17 protein-coding genes are annotated in these 14,764 nt (G+C 43.4%); 7 read left to right on the top strand and 10 right to left on the bottom strand.

Annotated features, from left to right (window positions below; all coding sequences use genetic code 11):
* Positions 1-45: 45 nt before the first annotated feature.
* Genes CWO08_RS04095 through CWO08_RS04080 form a run of 4 tightly spaced genes read right to left on the bottom strand, consistent with a single transcriptional unit; the run spans position 46 to position 2,315 of the window.
* The gene (locus CWO08_RS04095) at positions 46-453 is read right to left on the bottom strand and encodes a CBS domain-containing protein (RefSeq protein ID WP_048660865.1); all 408 of its coding nucleotides are present in this window, start codon (positions 451-453) and stop codon (positions 46-48) included.
* Positions 450-800, bottom strand: coding sequence for a P-II family nitrogen regulator (locus tag CWO08_RS04090; RefSeq protein ID WP_048660866.1), 351 nt, complete (start codon positions 798-800; stop codon positions 450-452). Before CWO08_RS04090 ends, CWO08_RS04095 begins: the two co-directional genes overlap by 4 nt.
* Positions 790-1,584: a DUF1538 domain-containing protein gene (locus CWO08_RS04085; protein WP_102479480.1), complete on the bottom strand. Its 795-nt coding sequence runs from the start codon at positions 1,582-1,584 to the stop codon at positions 790-792. The genes CWO08_RS04090 and CWO08_RS04085 overlap by 11 nt, the downstream gene beginning before the upstream one ends.
* The gene (locus CWO08_RS04080) at positions 1,581-2,315 is read right to left on the bottom strand and encodes a DUF1538 domain-containing protein (protein ID WP_048660868.1); all 735 of its coding nucleotides are present in this window, start codon (positions 2,313-2,315) and stop codon (positions 1,581-1,583) included. Before CWO08_RS04080 ends, CWO08_RS04085 begins: the two co-directional genes overlap by 4 nt.
* 288 nt (positions 2,316-2,603) lie before the next feature.
* Between CWO08_RS04080 and CWO08_RS04075 the strand changes: the two genes are divergently transcribed.
* From CWO08_RS04075 to CWO08_RS04055, 5 genes are all read left to right on the top strand, one after another.
* Positions 2,604-3,518 carry a TIGR01777 family oxidoreductase gene (locus tag CWO08_RS04075; protein WP_102479481.1) on the top strand — a complete coding sequence of 305 codons (915 nt, stop codon included), beginning with the start codon at positions 2,604-2,606 and terminating at the stop codon, positions 3,516-3,518.
* Positions 3,519-3,561: 43 nt separating this feature from the next.
* Positions 3,562-4,389, top strand: a complete 828-nt coding sequence (locus tag CWO08_RS04070) for an SDR family oxidoreductase (protein ID WP_048664658.1) — start codon at positions 3,562-3,564, stop codon at positions 4,387-4,389.
* Positions 4,390-4,787: 398 nt separating this feature from the next.
* Complete coding sequence (locus CWO08_RS04065; RefSeq protein ID WP_108019962.1) at positions 4,788-5,642, top strand: co-chaperone YbbN; 855 nt, start codon at positions 4,788-4,790, stop codon at positions 5,640-5,642.
* A 210-nt stretch (positions 5,643-5,852) separates the two neighbouring features.
* Positions 5,853-6,782, top strand: coding sequence for an SPFH domain-containing protein (locus CWO08_RS04060; protein WP_017063395.1), 930 nt, complete (start codon positions 5,853-5,855; stop codon positions 6,780-6,782).
* Positions 6,783-6,785: 3 nt separating this feature from the next.
* The gene (locus CWO08_RS04055; protein ID WP_108019961.1) at positions 6,786-7,241 is read left to right on the top strand and encodes an NfeD family protein; all 456 of its coding nucleotides are present in this window, start codon (positions 6,786-6,788) and stop codon (positions 7,239-7,241) included.
* A 36-nt stretch (positions 7,242-7,277) separates the two neighbouring features.
* Here the strand turns inward: CWO08_RS04055 and cueR are convergent, their stop codons facing one another.
* Positions 7,278-7,673 (bottom strand): Cu(I)-responsive transcriptional regulator, encoded by a 396-nt coding sequence (cueR, locus tag CWO08_RS04050; RefSeq protein WP_102432769.1) that lies wholly within the window; start codon positions 7,671-7,673, stop codon positions 7,278-7,280.
* Positions 7,674-8,034: 361 nt separating this feature from the next.
* Between cueR and CWO08_RS23920 the strand changes: the two genes are divergently transcribed.
* Positions 8,035-8,211 (top strand): hypothetical protein, encoded by a 177-nt coding sequence (locus CWO08_RS23920; protein WP_181360031.1) that lies wholly within the window; start codon positions 8,035-8,037, stop codon positions 8,209-8,211.
* Positions 8,212-8,247: 36 nt separating this feature from the next.
* On the opposite strand, the gene CWO08_RS04045 is transcribed toward CWO08_RS23920, so the two are convergent.
* The 5 genes from CWO08_RS04045 to zipA all read right to left on the bottom strand — a co-directional run bounded on the left by CWO08_RS04045 (position 8,248) and on the right by zipA (position 13,750).
* On the bottom strand, positions 8,248-8,613 hold the full coding sequence (locus CWO08_RS04045) for a DUF2799 domain-containing protein (RefSeq protein WP_108019960.1): 366 nt from the start codon (positions 8,611-8,613) through the stop codon (positions 8,248-8,250).
* Between the two features lie 62 nt (positions 8,614-8,675).
* Positions 8,676-10,076, bottom strand: a complete 1,401-nt coding sequence (locus CWO08_RS04040; RefSeq protein WP_108019959.1) for a multidrug transporter — start codon at positions 10,074-10,076, stop codon at positions 8,676-8,678.
* Complete coding sequence (locus CWO08_RS24160; protein ID WP_102432766.1) at positions 10,057-10,212, bottom strand: DNA ligase; 156 nt, start codon at positions 10,210-10,212, stop codon at positions 10,057-10,059. The genes CWO08_RS04040 and CWO08_RS24160 overlap by 20 nt, the downstream gene beginning before the upstream one ends.
* 389 nt (positions 10,213-10,601) lie before the next feature.
* Positions 10,602-12,614, bottom strand: coding sequence for an NAD-dependent DNA ligase LigA (ligA, locus tag CWO08_RS04030; protein WP_108019958.1), 2,013 nt, complete (start codon positions 12,612-12,614; stop codon positions 10,602-10,604).
* A 92-nt stretch (positions 12,615-12,706) separates the two neighbouring features.
* Positions 12,707-13,750, bottom strand: coding sequence for a cell division protein ZipA (gene zipA, locus CWO08_RS04025; protein ID WP_108019957.1), 1,044 nt, complete (start codon positions 13,748-13,750; stop codon positions 12,707-12,709).
* 229 nt (positions 13,751-13,979) lie between these two features.
* On the opposite strand from zipA, the gene cysZ reads away from it, so the two are divergent.
* Complete coding sequence (gene cysZ / locus CWO08_RS04020; RefSeq protein WP_108019956.1) at positions 13,980-14,738, top strand: sulfate transporter CysZ; 759 nt, start codon at positions 13,980-13,982, stop codon at positions 14,736-14,738.
* Positions 14,739-14,764 lie beyond the last annotated feature (26 nt).

The following is a 14,764-nucleotide window of genomic DNA, read 5'->3' as shown; positions in this document are numbered from 1 at the left end:
GTACTTCTCCATAAAGTTTATCAGCCTATTGTACGTATCTAAATGCTACACGTCATCTCTCGCCATACCGTTGATTACGATATTATTGTAACTAACCATACCGACTATCTTGTTGTCACAAACGACTGGCGCACGACTAATACCAAAGCGTTCAAATAGGCGAGCGCAATATTTTACGTTCATCTCAGCAGACACGCTTAGCGCTGGCTTGGTCATGATCTCATAAACATTGGTTCGCTTCGGAGAACGGTTCTTAGCCAGTACTTTCTTAGCAATATCATTCATCAATACGATGCCGTATTCGTCATCTTCGTGGCGCTTATCGACAATGATGGCTTTCACTTTATGCTTCTTAGCCATCTCTATCGCTTCTAACACTGTAGTTAGCCCATCAATAATCACATAGGTGTTGGCCATTACGTCACTGACTCGAATCTTGTCATTGGTATTCATAGTTCATCCTCCACAACCTTAGTTAATGTCTCGACCTGGTGTGCTACCCCGACTGCATCTTCGACATCAATCTGCACTGCTATACCTTGTCCCGATTCTTGGTCAAACTCACCCACGTCACTAATTCTTTCGAGAATATGCCTTGCTAGATGCTCCTCGACGACAAACAGCAACACATCTTTTTGCACCTCTAACGTTAAGCCAAAGAAGGTAGTTTTTTGGTTTAAGCCCTGCCCTCTGGCATTATTAATCACGGTTGCTCCGGTTGCGCCCGCATCACGCGCGGCATCGAGCACACTGTCTGTCTTGCTCTCTTCTACAAACGCTAAGATAAGTTTAAAGCGCATCTTTGCTCTCCTTAGAGGTGTGTAAACGGTTTAACCATTGTGTTATTTGGGCATAGCTCATCACTGAAATAATCGGAAACAAGCTGGCAAAAGCGATCAATCCAAAACCATCAATGACAGGGTTTCTTCCTGGTACGGTTGAAGCAAGCCCAAGCCCGAGCGCTGTCACCAAAGGGACTGTCACCGTTGATGTGGTTACACCGCCCGAGTCATAGGCCAATGGAATAATGAGTTTTGGGGCGTAAAAGGTTTGAATGACCACGACGACATAACCAAAAATGATGTAGTAATGGATCGGGTCTCCAGCAACAATCCGATAGCTTCCAAGCGAGATACCAATAGCGACACCCAATGCCACGGCGATTCTCAGCCCATTAACACTGATACTGCCGCCCGAAACTTGATTCGCCTTAATTGCCACAGCAATCAACGAAGGCTCGGCGATTGTGGTGCTAAAACCAATACAGAATGCAAAAAGATAAACCCAATAATAGTCAAACCAAACCAACGTAAGGCCAGAGCTGACCTTAAACTCAGTCAGGAAACTTGGCTCGGTCAGTTGCATGGCCATCGTCTCTCCCAAGGGAAACAGTGCAAGTTCCAATCCCATCAAGAAAAGAGACAAACCAAGGATGACGTAAAAGAAACCAATCAGCACCTTAGCTAAATTGTTCACGGGCTTACGTAATACCGCCAACTGAAAACCAAAGATGATCACCGCAATCGGAATTACATCCACCACGGTACCTAAAAAGGTGTCGACAAATTGCTGCACACTGATCATGTCACCACCATCCCATAAACCATGACAAACATCATCGGCAACAACGAAGCAAATGCAATCAATCCAAAGCCATCAATCATAGGATTTCGTCCTTTAATCGCCGAGGCTAACCCCACTCCTAATGCCGTCACTAACGGAACGGTGATCGTCGATGTTGTCACTCCACCAGAGTCATACGCAATCCCAATAATGTTTTCCGGAGCAAATGCAGTAAGCACCACAACTCCAATATAGCCACCGATGATCATGTACTGAATTGGCCAACCTTTTAAGATTCGCAGCACCCCAAGTAAAATAGCGATACCGACAGACAATGCTACGGTGAAACGCAGACCATCTGCATATTCTTCCATTTCATCTAACGTATTAGGGATGACGCCTCCCTCGGCGGCCACTTCCGCGGCTTCGGCCGCCACTGCGGTTAACGCAGGTTCGGCAATGGTGGTACCAAAACCTAAACAGAAAGCGAAGGTTAATAGCCAGAACACACTGCCCTTTCGCGCAAAAGCTTGAGCCATCGATTCGCCAATCGGGAACAACCCCATTTCAAGGCCAAAGATAAAGAAAGTCAGACCAAACACCACCAGCACTAAGCCAGTTAGAATTGATAACAGATGAGGAAGTGGCTCTTGCAAGACAGCAAGCTGGAAAAAAGCGATCACCGCCACGATCGGCAATAGATCTCTCAGGCTACCTAACATGGCTCGAAACAAAGCAAGCACCGCCGTCATCGCAATTCCTTGTCGCTGATTATGAGTTACTAATAATCATGGCAAATCCTTATCATTCCTTATGTGATAAATATTACGCAGTTGGTAACATATCCGAGTAAAACCCATAAATGTGATAGCGGTATACTTCCTAGCCAAATGAATTTTATTTCACTCATTCTTAAATTTAAAAGGCGTAATTTGGGGATCACACTATTGAAACCAACTGATCGTTATAGTGATTTTTTCGTATTGGTTGGCGATTAAAAACAAGCCGTGTCTATAATTATGTTTAATAGGGAGATTGGTATGAAGATATTGTTAACGGGTGGTACTGGATTTATTGGCTCTGAATTGGTCAAGAGTTGGAACACTGACGACGTAACATTGCTGACGCGGAGTCCTGAAAATGCGAAACAAAACCTAAATCACCTCAACCAGAATAATCTTCATTACATTCAATCCATTGATGAGCTCAGTGATCTCAATGATTTTGACGTTGTAGTCAACCTCGCAGGTGAACCGATTGCAGATAAGCGTTGGAGTACAGAGCAAAAAGAGAGGATCTGTAATAGTCGCTGGCACATCACTGAAAAGTTGGTCGAATTAATTCAGGCCAGCAGCAACCCACCTGAGGTTTTCATTAGTGGTTCCGCCGTAGGTTATTATGGCGATCAACAACAACACCCATTTGATGAATCATTACAAGTGGAGGATGAGAGCTTCCCTCATAAAGTTTGTGCTCACTGGGAAGAGATAGCTAAGCGAGCCCAATCAGATAGCACGCGAGTGATACTACTCAGAACGGGGATTGTATTGGGAGAAAATGGCGGTGCACTCAAGAAGATGCTTATGCCGTACAAGCTCGGAGTAGGCGGCCCATTAGGCTCTGGGGAACAATACATGCCTTGGATTCACATGCTTGATATGGTGAGAGCCATCAACCACTTATTGTCGATTCCTCACGCTCAAGGGGAGTTTAATATGTGTGCTCCGCACCCTGTCACCAATAAACTGTTCAGCAGCACACTAGCCAAGCAACTACGCCGACCGCATTTCTTGTTCACTCCGAAATGGGCTATGTCGCTTCTGATGGGAGAATCATCTTGTTTGCTATTTGACAGCATTCGATCCAAACCGAAGAAGCTCACTGAAACGGGATTCAACTTTAGTTACTCTAGGATCGAACCTGCATTAAAAAACTTGTTACAACATCAAGACTAATTCTTTACCCTAGAGCGATAGAGACTCTAATAAAGGATTAAGTGTGAACAAGTCGATTCTTATTACCGGTTGCTCAACAGGTATTGGCTATACATGTGCCCATGCACTTCAAAAGCGCGGCTTTCATGTCATTGCATCTTGTCGTGACCCACAAGATGTTCAACGCCTTCAAGATGAAGGTCTCACCTGCATCCAACTCGATCTTTCCAACCAAGAAAGTATTGAAAATGGTGCCAAGCTTGCGATTGAACTCGCACCTGACGGGTTGTATGGATTATTCAACAACGGTGCTTACGGCCAAGCAGGGGCGCTAGAAGACTTACCGACTCAAGGCCTCAGAGAGCAATTCGAAACCAACTTCTTCGGCTGGCACCATCTTGTTTGTCAGATCCTTCCGCATATGCGTGAACGTGGCGAAGGCCGAATCGTACAAAACAGTTCAGTGTTAGGCTTCGCCGCTATGAAATATCGCGGCGCCTACAACGCTTCAAAGTTCGCTATTGAAGGTTGGACTGATACTCTACGTTTAGAACTACATGGCAGCGGTATACACATTTCATTACTTCAGCCCGGCCCTATCGAAACCCAGTTTAGAGCCAACGCCCTGAAAGCGTTCAATAAATGGATCAACATTTCTGGCAGTGTCCACCAAGAAGCTTACCAACAGCAAAAAGACCGACTTGAAAAAGAGTCGTCGAACAACGCTTTTGTCCTGCCTGCTGCAAGCTGCATTGAACCCGTTTTTCATGCGCTGACTGCCGATAAACCTAAGTTAAGGTACCGAGTTACGACACCAACCAAGGTATTCGCTGTGTTAAAAAGACTCCTACCAAGCCGCTTGCTAGACCCTATTTTAAGAAAAGCAGCATAAATGAGTAACTTTGAATGCACAGTCGCAAACTTTAATGTAACGATGTAATTTATTCGTAACAATAAGATGTCATGATTTAGGCTATCTCATCAATTATTCCCAATTGATGAAGCTACTTCTGGATATTTCATGACTTTAAACCGCCTTAATTGGGTAGGTGTGAGTTTGGCTATTACGTTGTTTATTCTGTTTTGAATATCTTAAGTAATACCTCACTGGCCACCTCAATGAGAACGCTGTGTCTTCCGTGTTGAGATAACAACTCTATCAACATCGAAGCATGGCGTTTTTCTATTTTTGGCGCTTTTTATCTGAGATAACTGAGTTAGATCTTGAAGTTACCGACTTCTCACCCCATATTTGCAACGTATCCACAAAACAAACCTCAAGGAACGTAAATGCAATCTCCGCATATTGTTGAACTTAATGAGCAGAACTTTCGTCAAGTATTAGAAGGTTCGATGCAGACCCCTGTACTCATCCATTTTTGGGCACCAATGAGCCAAGAGAGCGCCCAAGTCATTCCTGAACTCCAAACATTAACTCAGCAATACAACGGTGCTTTTACTTTGGCCCTACTGAATTGCGAGCAAGAACAAGCGATTGCTAGCCAGTTTGGTGTTCAAGCACTGCCTACGATTGCACTGTTTGTTAACGGTCAACCTGTCGATGGACTGGGTGGTCCTCAAAGCTTAGACGCGATTGTAGAGATGCTAAGCAAACACCTTCCTAGTCAAGATGAACTCGCGCTGCGCCAAGCTCTTGAGTTAATGCAAGCAGGCGATCACACTCAAGCTCTAGCGGCAATGCAGCAACTTCCTTCTGAGCTTACAAGCAAAGGTGAAGTAAGACTGGCGATAGCAGAGTGTTTGTTAGAAACACAACAGTTTGACCTTGCTGAAACTCAGCTAGCAACCATCCCTCTTGAGTACCAAGATAATTACTACAAAGGCTTAGTTGCGAAGCTTGAACTTCATAAACAGGCAGCAGACAGCCCTGAGATTCAAGCCCTAGAATCCGCTCTTCAGCAAAACCCAAGCGATGCTAAAACGGCCTCTGAATTAGCACTGCGATACCACCAAGTGAACCGTAGCGAAGAAGCAATGGATCTACTGTGGTCTTTCCTAGCAAAAGATCTTAATACTCTCGATGGTGACATGAAGAAAGAATTCATGGATATCTTGAGTGCGCTTGGACAAGGTAACGCGGTTGCGAGTAAATACCGTCGACAGTTGTACTCTCTGCTTTACTAGTCAGGTTCTGTAACAGCTGAGTCGTAAGTTAACTATCAAATCTAAATTCAAGCAAATCCACCTATTAGATTTTCGAATGTAAAACATCACAATGGGCCATAAAATCAATGTTTTATGGCCCATTTCTCATTTATAAATTTGCCCCACCTTTAAATATGCGCCAGTATGAGTAATAAACATTCAAAAACTTAAACTTGCAAAGGACTTTGTATGCCTATTGATACCTTGATTACTATTGGCGTCTTTACTGCCGTCGCACTGTTATTTATTTTCGCCGGCGTAAAAACCGTTCCACAAGGCAACAACTGGACCGTTGAACGCTTCGGACGATACACACATACTCTCAAACCGGGTCTTAACTTAATCATTCCATTTATTGATAAAGTTGGACAGCGCATCAGTATGATGGAGCGTGTACTCGACATCCCAGCACAAGAAGTCATCTCTAAAGACAACGCGAACGTCGTTATTGATGCGGTGTGTTTTGTTCAGGTTATCGACGCCCCTAAAGCAGCTTATGAAGTAAATGACCTTGAGCACGCGATCCGTAACTTAACCCTCACCAATATCCGTACTGTACTTGGCTCGATGGAGCTGGATGAAATGCTCAGCCAGCGTGACATGATCAATACCAAATTGCTTAACATCGTCGATGAAGCAACTAATCCTTGGGGCGTAAAAGTTACGCGTATTGAGATTAAAGACGTACAACCGCCAGCCGATCTTACCGCTGCAATGAATGCTCAGATGAAGGCAGAACGAAACAAACGTGCTGATATCTTAGAAGCAGAAGGCGTAAGACAAGCAGAGATCCTAAAAGCAGAAGGTCACAAGCAGTCAGAAATCCTGAAAGCGGAAGGTGAAAAACAAGCTGCAATACTTCAAGCCGAAGCTCGTGAACGTGCTGCAGAAGCAGAAGCGAAAGCGACAGAAATGGTATCGACGGCGATTGCTCAAGGCGACATGCAAGCTGTAAATTACTTTATTGCACAAGGCTACACCGACGCACTGAAATCAATTGGCCAAGCAGAAAACGGCAAGATCATCATGCTACCGCTTGAAGCAACAGGCCTAATGGGTTCTGTGGCTGGTATTGCAGAGATGTTTGCACATAAGAATGACAAAGGTAGTAAGGACTAACTTATGGTCGAATTACTAGAACAAGTAAACCACTGGCACTGGCTGGCATTTGGTCTAGCACTGCTTGCACTTGAACTGGTTGGAACCGCTGGTTACTTTTTATGGATAGGCATATCTGCCATGTTGGTCGGTGCACTTTTGGGTGCTCTACCAATTGGTTGGCAGATGCAATGGCTGTCCTTTGCAAGCTTCTCACTTATCACGACTTGGTTGTGGTGGAGAAGACAACTCTCGAATGACAAGCAATCAGATGCAGAACGAGAGTTAAACCAAAGAGAGAAGCAACTGGTAGGTCAAATAGCTCGAATCGATACTGACATTCAAAAAGGCAAGTGTCGTATCCGTTTAGGTGACACTACATGGTCAGCGGTTACTGCCCACGACTTAGAAGCAGGCACAGAGGTGATCGTCACTGCTGTAGATGGCATAGTATTAACGATTACTCCAACTAAAGAGTAGTTGAAGCATTCCTTATTAAAGCCATAAGTAACCTACTTATGGCTTTTTCTCTACAAGTGAGTCAATGATCGGGCAATGGCTATTTGAGTCACCGGGGCATTGTTCAACCCACTCTTTTAATGTCTTCTGAATTACCAATAGATCTTCTATTTTTCTGTTCACTTCGTTTAGTTTGCTTTGCGCTTTTGCTTTAACGTCGGCACTTTCTCGACAAGGATTGTCAGCTAATTCAACAAGCGCACGGCACTCATCAAGCGAAAAACCAGCGCTTCTTGCTTTAGCAACTATCCCAAGCTCTTTAATCTGCTTCTTATCATAACTTCTATAACCATTTTCCGAGCGGAAAGGCGCAGTGATAACCCCTTTGTCTTCGTAAAGACGAATAGATTTCGTTGATAAGTTAGTAAGTTTAGCCGCTTCACTTATGTTCATGATATTACTCTAATAACCAGTTACACTTTATGCATTTATGGACCTTTAATGCCTTTGAGGCAAGAAGAAATAATACACCGTTCCTCCGTCCATGCATAACAAATATAATTTAAGAAAATAAAGTCTGCCATTTATAAGCGTTTTATTTTCAATAAAGGAAATACCTTCTATTTATTGACACTTCCAGACACCACGAATCAATAAGTTACTGATTGGTATATTGAAATTAACTTTTGTTATTTTTCATTAAAAATTTTTATACAACTTTGATCTTTCATTATCTATATACATACTTGAGTATTAAGCATGACGTTTAAATGCGATTTATTTTATTTTTTGGTAAGTATGAAGGATGGAAAATATGAAACTTTTAACTTTAGCACTAACTTCAGTGTTTATTTTTTCAGCTCCCGTCTCTATTGCGCAAAACAACGCAGGAAAAGTATTTGGTGCAGGTGTTCAGTGCACATTCAGTGACGGAGCGATAAAGCAACTGCCCCGTGAACTGTGTAAAGCATATGGTGGTACACATCAATAATTATAATGGGTAGGTTTAAGTTAATCGTTTCTAAGCCTACCTAAACTTATAGAAATCAGCACCAATAAATGCGTCCCAGCCTCTTTGCCACTCTGCTTTGATCATCACCTCCTGAGGCATATCGGCACATTGATCTGTGTACCTTATTCCTGTGATGCCTTTTTCAAATGCTTTGTATGGATCACAGAACTCTAATTTTCCTTTTTCATAACCGGCAAGATAAGCAGGCTCATCAAACTCCACCTTTTCTTTAATATCAGCCAATGAATCATTATCGATCACGTAGCCACGGGATCCAAAACGCTCCCCCTGACCATACCAAAACTCAGACGCTGTTTTCGGTGAAGAAGTACATGCTGCCAAACTAAAAGCAATTAATGTTACGGGAATAATACGTTTCATAAATATCTCCTAAAAAGAAAAAAAGCTGGGCAAATGCCCAGCTTTTCTATTTCTTATCTAACTTACTTAACTCCGAAAGGAATCGTTAGTGCTAGTTTGAAATCAGTCTCATCTTGGAAGGCGTTAGAGTAACCAGTCCAGTTTGGCGCATCTGAATCATTAAAGAAGTTAGTGTAGTAGAAGCTGATATTAGCATCTTTCAGTGCACCAGCTTGAATCGCGTAATTTGCGAAGAAGCTGTATGCATATTCTACTAGCTCATCGTAACCGTCTGCTTTCGCACCCGCACCGTAAGCACCACTTACACCAGCGCTGAAGCCTGTACCACCAACATCAGAGAAATCACGAGTTGAAGATAAGAAGAAAGCATATTCGCCATCATGGTTAAAGTCAGAACGGTTGTTCCACCAAATATCGTAAGCACCGTTCGAACCGCCGTACTGCTCGGTTAGACGGTAAGACATATTACCTACGTTACCACGTGTATCTTCAGAATCTGCAGATGTATATGTCGCTTCAGCACGGAAGCTGTATTGACCAAAAGATTTAGCCGTCAATAAAGCCGCTTGGAAAGCCGTGCTATCAAATTGGTTGTCGTCATCTACTACGTATAGTTGTGGTGACCAGAATAGACCGCCATCAGTTGTGCCTTTAACTTTAGCATGGAAATTTTTACGGTCACCATCAGTCAAACCACCGTAACCAACATCAAGGCCAATGCCATTGCTTAGAGTATAACGAGCACCTACCGAGTATACATCGCCAACATCTTTACCTGGGCTACCCCAGAAAGAGCCATCACGGAATTCGTAAGTTTCTTTAAACCAAGGAGCTTTATACTGGTCTGCATAAACGAAACCAACAGAAAGGTCACCAAAGTTACCGCCGATCTCACCACCACGGTACGTACCAGGAGCAAATGACCAGTTAACACCTAAAGAACTAGGTACAGACGGTTGGAAGTAACCAAGTTGTGCATTGATATTCTCACCAAACTTGAACTTCAATGCTGCTTTTGCGAAAGAAACACCATTGTCTGTTTGATAAGAATCACAACCTGTACTTGCACCGTATGCAGAATCACAGTCAAAGAAGTTCATCTCGTGCTCAAATGAACCGCCAGTTTCTTCACCAGCCCACATATCAAATGTGCTGTATACCACTGCGTCAAAACCAACAACATCCGCGACATAACCTGAATGGAAACCTAGGTTAGCAAAGATAGACCCGTGATCTAAGTTTGTTGTCTTAGCAGTATCGTTACCATTTGCGTCTACATTACCACGGTCACGAGCACGCATGAAAAAGTTTAGGTTACCGCTAATAGTAGACTCAGAGAAGAACTCAGACGCCTGGCTTGCATATTCAGGACCAATTGGATCATTAGCCATAGCTGGAGCAGCAGAAAGTGCACCTACCATTGCTGCTGTAATCGCAGATACTTTAAAAAATTTGTTTTCCATGGAATAAAACTCCTAAAAATGGATATAGCTGTTTGAATATTCCCCACCTAAAGTTGGCCGCCGTAGAGAGAAATACCTTTTCTTGTTTGAGAACCCTAAACTCTGAATTCTCTATTTCCTTTCTGGTTATACACATCGTGTGCATCCATGGCATTAAGACTAACTTCGCCCTCAAAAAGATCAATGAGAACTTAATTTTCATCTAAAAAAATATGAGTTGGTGCAAATTTAGTAGGTACTTAGTGATCCAGATCGATAAATTGTAAAGCTCACAACCAAAAACAATAAAAATAATAAGTATCAATAGCTTAAACAGAGCGCGCTCTTATAAACATAGAAGTGACTCGCATTTTTGATACAACTACAATGGTATTTCATTAATGTTGAGCAGCGTCACTGTCCTGATTTTAGAGTTCGTATAGGAACAAAATTCTCAACAATTAAAAAGCCCTCATTTTTATATCAGAAACAAAAAAGGCACTCCCTTGAAAGGAGTGCCTTTGAGCTTTTTTTATCTGTATTTACTTACGAAATAAGGGCTATTAGATCTTCTTCTGTTCTTATTTCGATACCTAAATCTTGTGCTTTAGTTAATTTAGAACCCGCAGCTTCACCGGCAAACAAGATGTCCGTTTTCTTCGATACGCTACCCGTCACTTTCGCACCTAATGCTTGTAACGCAGCTTTAGCTTCACTTCGACCTAATTGCGACAATGAGCCTGTTAACACAACGACTTTACCTTCTAATGGTAGCTCTTGGTCATCGGCAGCTTCTTCGATGATTGGCCAATTCACACCTAGCTCTATCAGCTGCTCGACGACCGCTCTGTTTTTCTCTTGTGAGAAGAAGCTGGTGATATGGCTAGCAACGATGTCACCAATATCTGACACTTCAACTAATTGTTCATGAGTAGCTGCTTGAACCAGTTCCAGCGTCTTAAAGTGTTGCGCTAAGTTCATCGCTGTCGCCTCACCGACTTCACGAATACCGAGTGAATAGAGGAAACGCGCTAACGTCGTGTCTTTAGCTTTATTCAACGCACTCACGACGTTCTGTGCCGATTTAGGCCCCATTCGGTCAAGAACAGTAATCACGCCAGCACTTAGCTTAAATAAATCAGCAGGTGTTTCGACCATTTCACGGTCCACAAGCTGCTCAATAACTTTCACGCCCAGTCCATCAACGTCTAGCGCCTTTCTAGAAACAAAGTGTTTAAGTGCTTCTTTACGCTGCGCCTGACAGACTAAACCGCCAGTACAACGCGCTACAGCTTCACCTTCTACACGCTCAACCGCAGAACTACATACTGGGCAAGCATCAGGGAAAACAATGTCTCTAGCCGTTTCAGGGCGACGATCTAGTACAACAGCCACTATTTGCGGAATAACGTCACCTGCACGGCGAATAATAACGCTGTCGCCTACCTTCACGCCTAAACGCGCAATCTCATCGGCATTGTGTAAAGTGGCATTGCTGACTGTCACGCCGCCAACGAAGATAGGTTCCAGTTTAGCAACCGGCGTAATAGCGCCAGTACGGCCCACCTGAAACTCAACATCGTTAAGCCGAGTGATCTCTTCTTGCGCTGGGAATTTGTAAGCAATCGCCCAACGAGGAGCCCTAGCAACAAAGCCAAGTACTTCTTGAGCCGCGATATCATCGACTTTGATCACCACGCCATCGATCTCATAAGCCAGAGCATCACGACGAGTCATAATATCTTGGTAATAGGCTTTCACGTCTTCAAGAGAGGTCAGTTGCTTAGTCTCAGGGCACATAGGTAAGCCCCAGCCTTTAAGCTGTAAGAAGCGTTGGTAGTGACTATTTGATAGCTCAGCGCCTTGAACAACACCGACACTGTATGCGTAGAAAGCTAACGGACGTTTCGCTGTAATACGAGAATCAAGCTGACGTAGGCTACCTGCGGCGGCATTACGTGGGTTAACAAAGACTTTCTCGCCTTTCTTCAAAGCCATCTCATTCAACTTATCGAAGCCGGCTTTTGGCATAAACACTTCGCCACGAACTTCAATACGCTCTGGCCAGCCTTCACCTTGCAACTTAAGTGGAATTGAGCTGATGGTACGTACGTTTTCCGTGATGTTTTCACCCGTTGCGCCATCACCACGAGTCGCCGCTTGAACTAATGTCCCGTTCACGTAAAGCAAGCTCACAGCGAGGCCATCGAGTTTAGGCTCGCAACAGAAAGTTTTAAGGTTCGCGGTTGGTGCTCTATCGGACATACGCTTATTGAACGCATCCAAGTCTTCGTCAGAGAATGCATTGTCTAGAGAAAGCATTGGGATTTCGTGAGTCACTTGCGTGAAGCCATCTAAAGGCTGACCGCCAACACGTTGGCTTGGTGAATCCACCGTAACAAGCTCTGGATTCTCTTCTTCGATCTTTAGCAATTGCTGCATTAATCGATCGTACTCGACATCAGGGATCTCAGGGCTATCTTCTACGTAATAACGAACGGCGTGATAATGCAGAGTTTCTCTTAACTGCTCTAAGGTAACTTGAATCGATTCTTTCATATCATTCTCTGTCGTGATTGAAATATCAAAAAGGGCTCCCTTAGGAGCCCTTTTCTATAAATATAGATTATTTACAAGGCTAAACAATACGGCTAGGCGTTCGATGCCGTCATAAAGTCTCTGATTTGCTTGCGGTAATCAGATAAACGGTTTGGTGTCATTAAGTTACGTGACTCATCCAATACGTTTCCGCCCATATCATCAGCAATTTTCTGCGCCGCACTCAACATTACATTGAAGTTTTGATCAGCCTGACCGTAACAAGGCAACGTCATAAAGAACGAAATACCTTTAGTCGTGAAGTCAGCAGGGTCGTCATGTTCTAGAGTACCTGGCTGCATCATGTTCGCTACGCTGAAAATAACTTTTGGTTCGTCACTCGCTTGTGCAAAGCAGTGGTAGATAGACATCTCACCATAAGTTAGACCGTTGTTTTCCATGCTGCGGAACAGCTCAGTACCCACGAATGGGATCTCTCCAGCACAGTGAACATTAAGAACGATAACTTCTAAACCAAGTTCTTCATCTGACTTCGCTTCTTCAACAGGCGCACTTTGCGGAGTAACAACTTCTTTCGCAACAACAGGCTCACCAGGGGTGAACGTTTCGTTTGGAACAAGTGGCTCATCAACCGTCTCAGAAGTTTCTTCAAACGAACCGTACTGCTCTTTAAAGCCTGCATGGTTTTCTTTTTGTTCGTCGGTCAACTCAAAGCTTGGAACTTCAGGCTCAATAACCTTCTCCTCCTTAAGCTCTTCCGGTTCACTTTCAACCTTGATTGGGTCTTCAACGCTGAAAGAAGGAAGATCATTCAATTCGATGTCGTCTTCGTGAATTTCTTTCACTTGTGGCGCTGTAAGCGGATCTGAATCGATTAGAGGATCAGTCGCAGATGGCGAAACAGCAAAATCCGGTTCTTTGCGTTCTTTTCGGATTATCTCAAAATCATCTTCTGGGGCGAATGAACGATTTGGGATAGTTTCTGCTTCATCTAAGCTATCGTTATCAAGCTTACCAAGCGGCTTATCTCCAAACTTTGCTTTCCCTTCTTTTTTACTCGTCCATAGACCATGGAACAATAATGCGGCGATAGCTAATGCGCCAACAATAATGAGTACAAATCGCAATTCCTGCATTTTTCGCTCTCAGCTTTCTTAGTCAACTAGCGATAAACACGCTGTCACTAAGTTGGGTTAATTTGGCTAATCTCACTACTCTATCAAAAGTAGCTACTGTTTTAGAACAACTTAATACAATTAGTTCCTTACATGGTGTGATTTTCACCACGCTTTTTTTCTTAATTTTGGTCGAGTACACTAGACATGTTTGCTATTTAATCAAATTCACATGTGACCTAATTTAAATATGACTATTGAATCTATTCCCCGCTCCGGCTTTGGCTATTTTATTTTCGGAATAAAAATCGCTTTGTCACCGAGCATTCGTAAGTTTGTACTCATGCCACTTATCGCGAACGTGTTACTCGTTGGTGGTGCCTTGTTTTATATCTTCTCCAACCTAAACACTTGGATTGAAGGTTGGATTGGTGCGTTACCAAGCTTCTTATCGTGGTTGTCATACATTTTATGGCCATTACTAGTGTTAACCATCTTGGCCACGTTCTCGTATTTCTTTAGTACGCTCGCTAACTTCATTGCCGCACCGTTCAACGGCTTGCTCGCGGAAAAAGTTGAAGAGTTGCTGAGCGGTAAAAAAGTGAATGACGATGGTTTACTTGATGTTCTCAAAGATACCCCACGTATATTAGCGAGAGAATGGCGCAAGCTTGTCTACGTTCTGCCAAAAGCGATCGGTTTATTCCTACTTTTGTTAATTCCAGCACTAGGGCAAACCGTTGCACCGTTTTTATGGTTCATCTTCACAGCATGGATGTTAGCGATTCAATACGCTGACTACCCGTTCGATAATCATAAAATCAAGTTCGATGACATGAGAAACAATTTGAAACAAAAACAAGGTAAGAGCTACAGCTTCGGTGCGCTTGTTTCTGTTTTCACGACCATTCCAATTTTAAACCTGATTGTAATGCCCGTTGCCGTTTGTGGCGCAACAGCAATGTGGGTTGCTGAGTTTAAAGACCAAGCCCTACGCTCACGTCTATAGTTCTCGTCTTTAACCCTGCCTATACT

Source organism: Vibrio sp. 10N.286.48.B8 (assembly GCF_003050085.1).
GTDB classification, from domain to species: Bacteria; Pseudomonadota; Gammaproteobacteria; order Enterobacterales; family Vibrionaceae; genus Vibrio; species Vibrio crassostreae.
The sequence above is the reverse complement of the archived record's forward strand: the minus strand, read 5'-3'. Positions and strand labels throughout refer to the sequence as shown.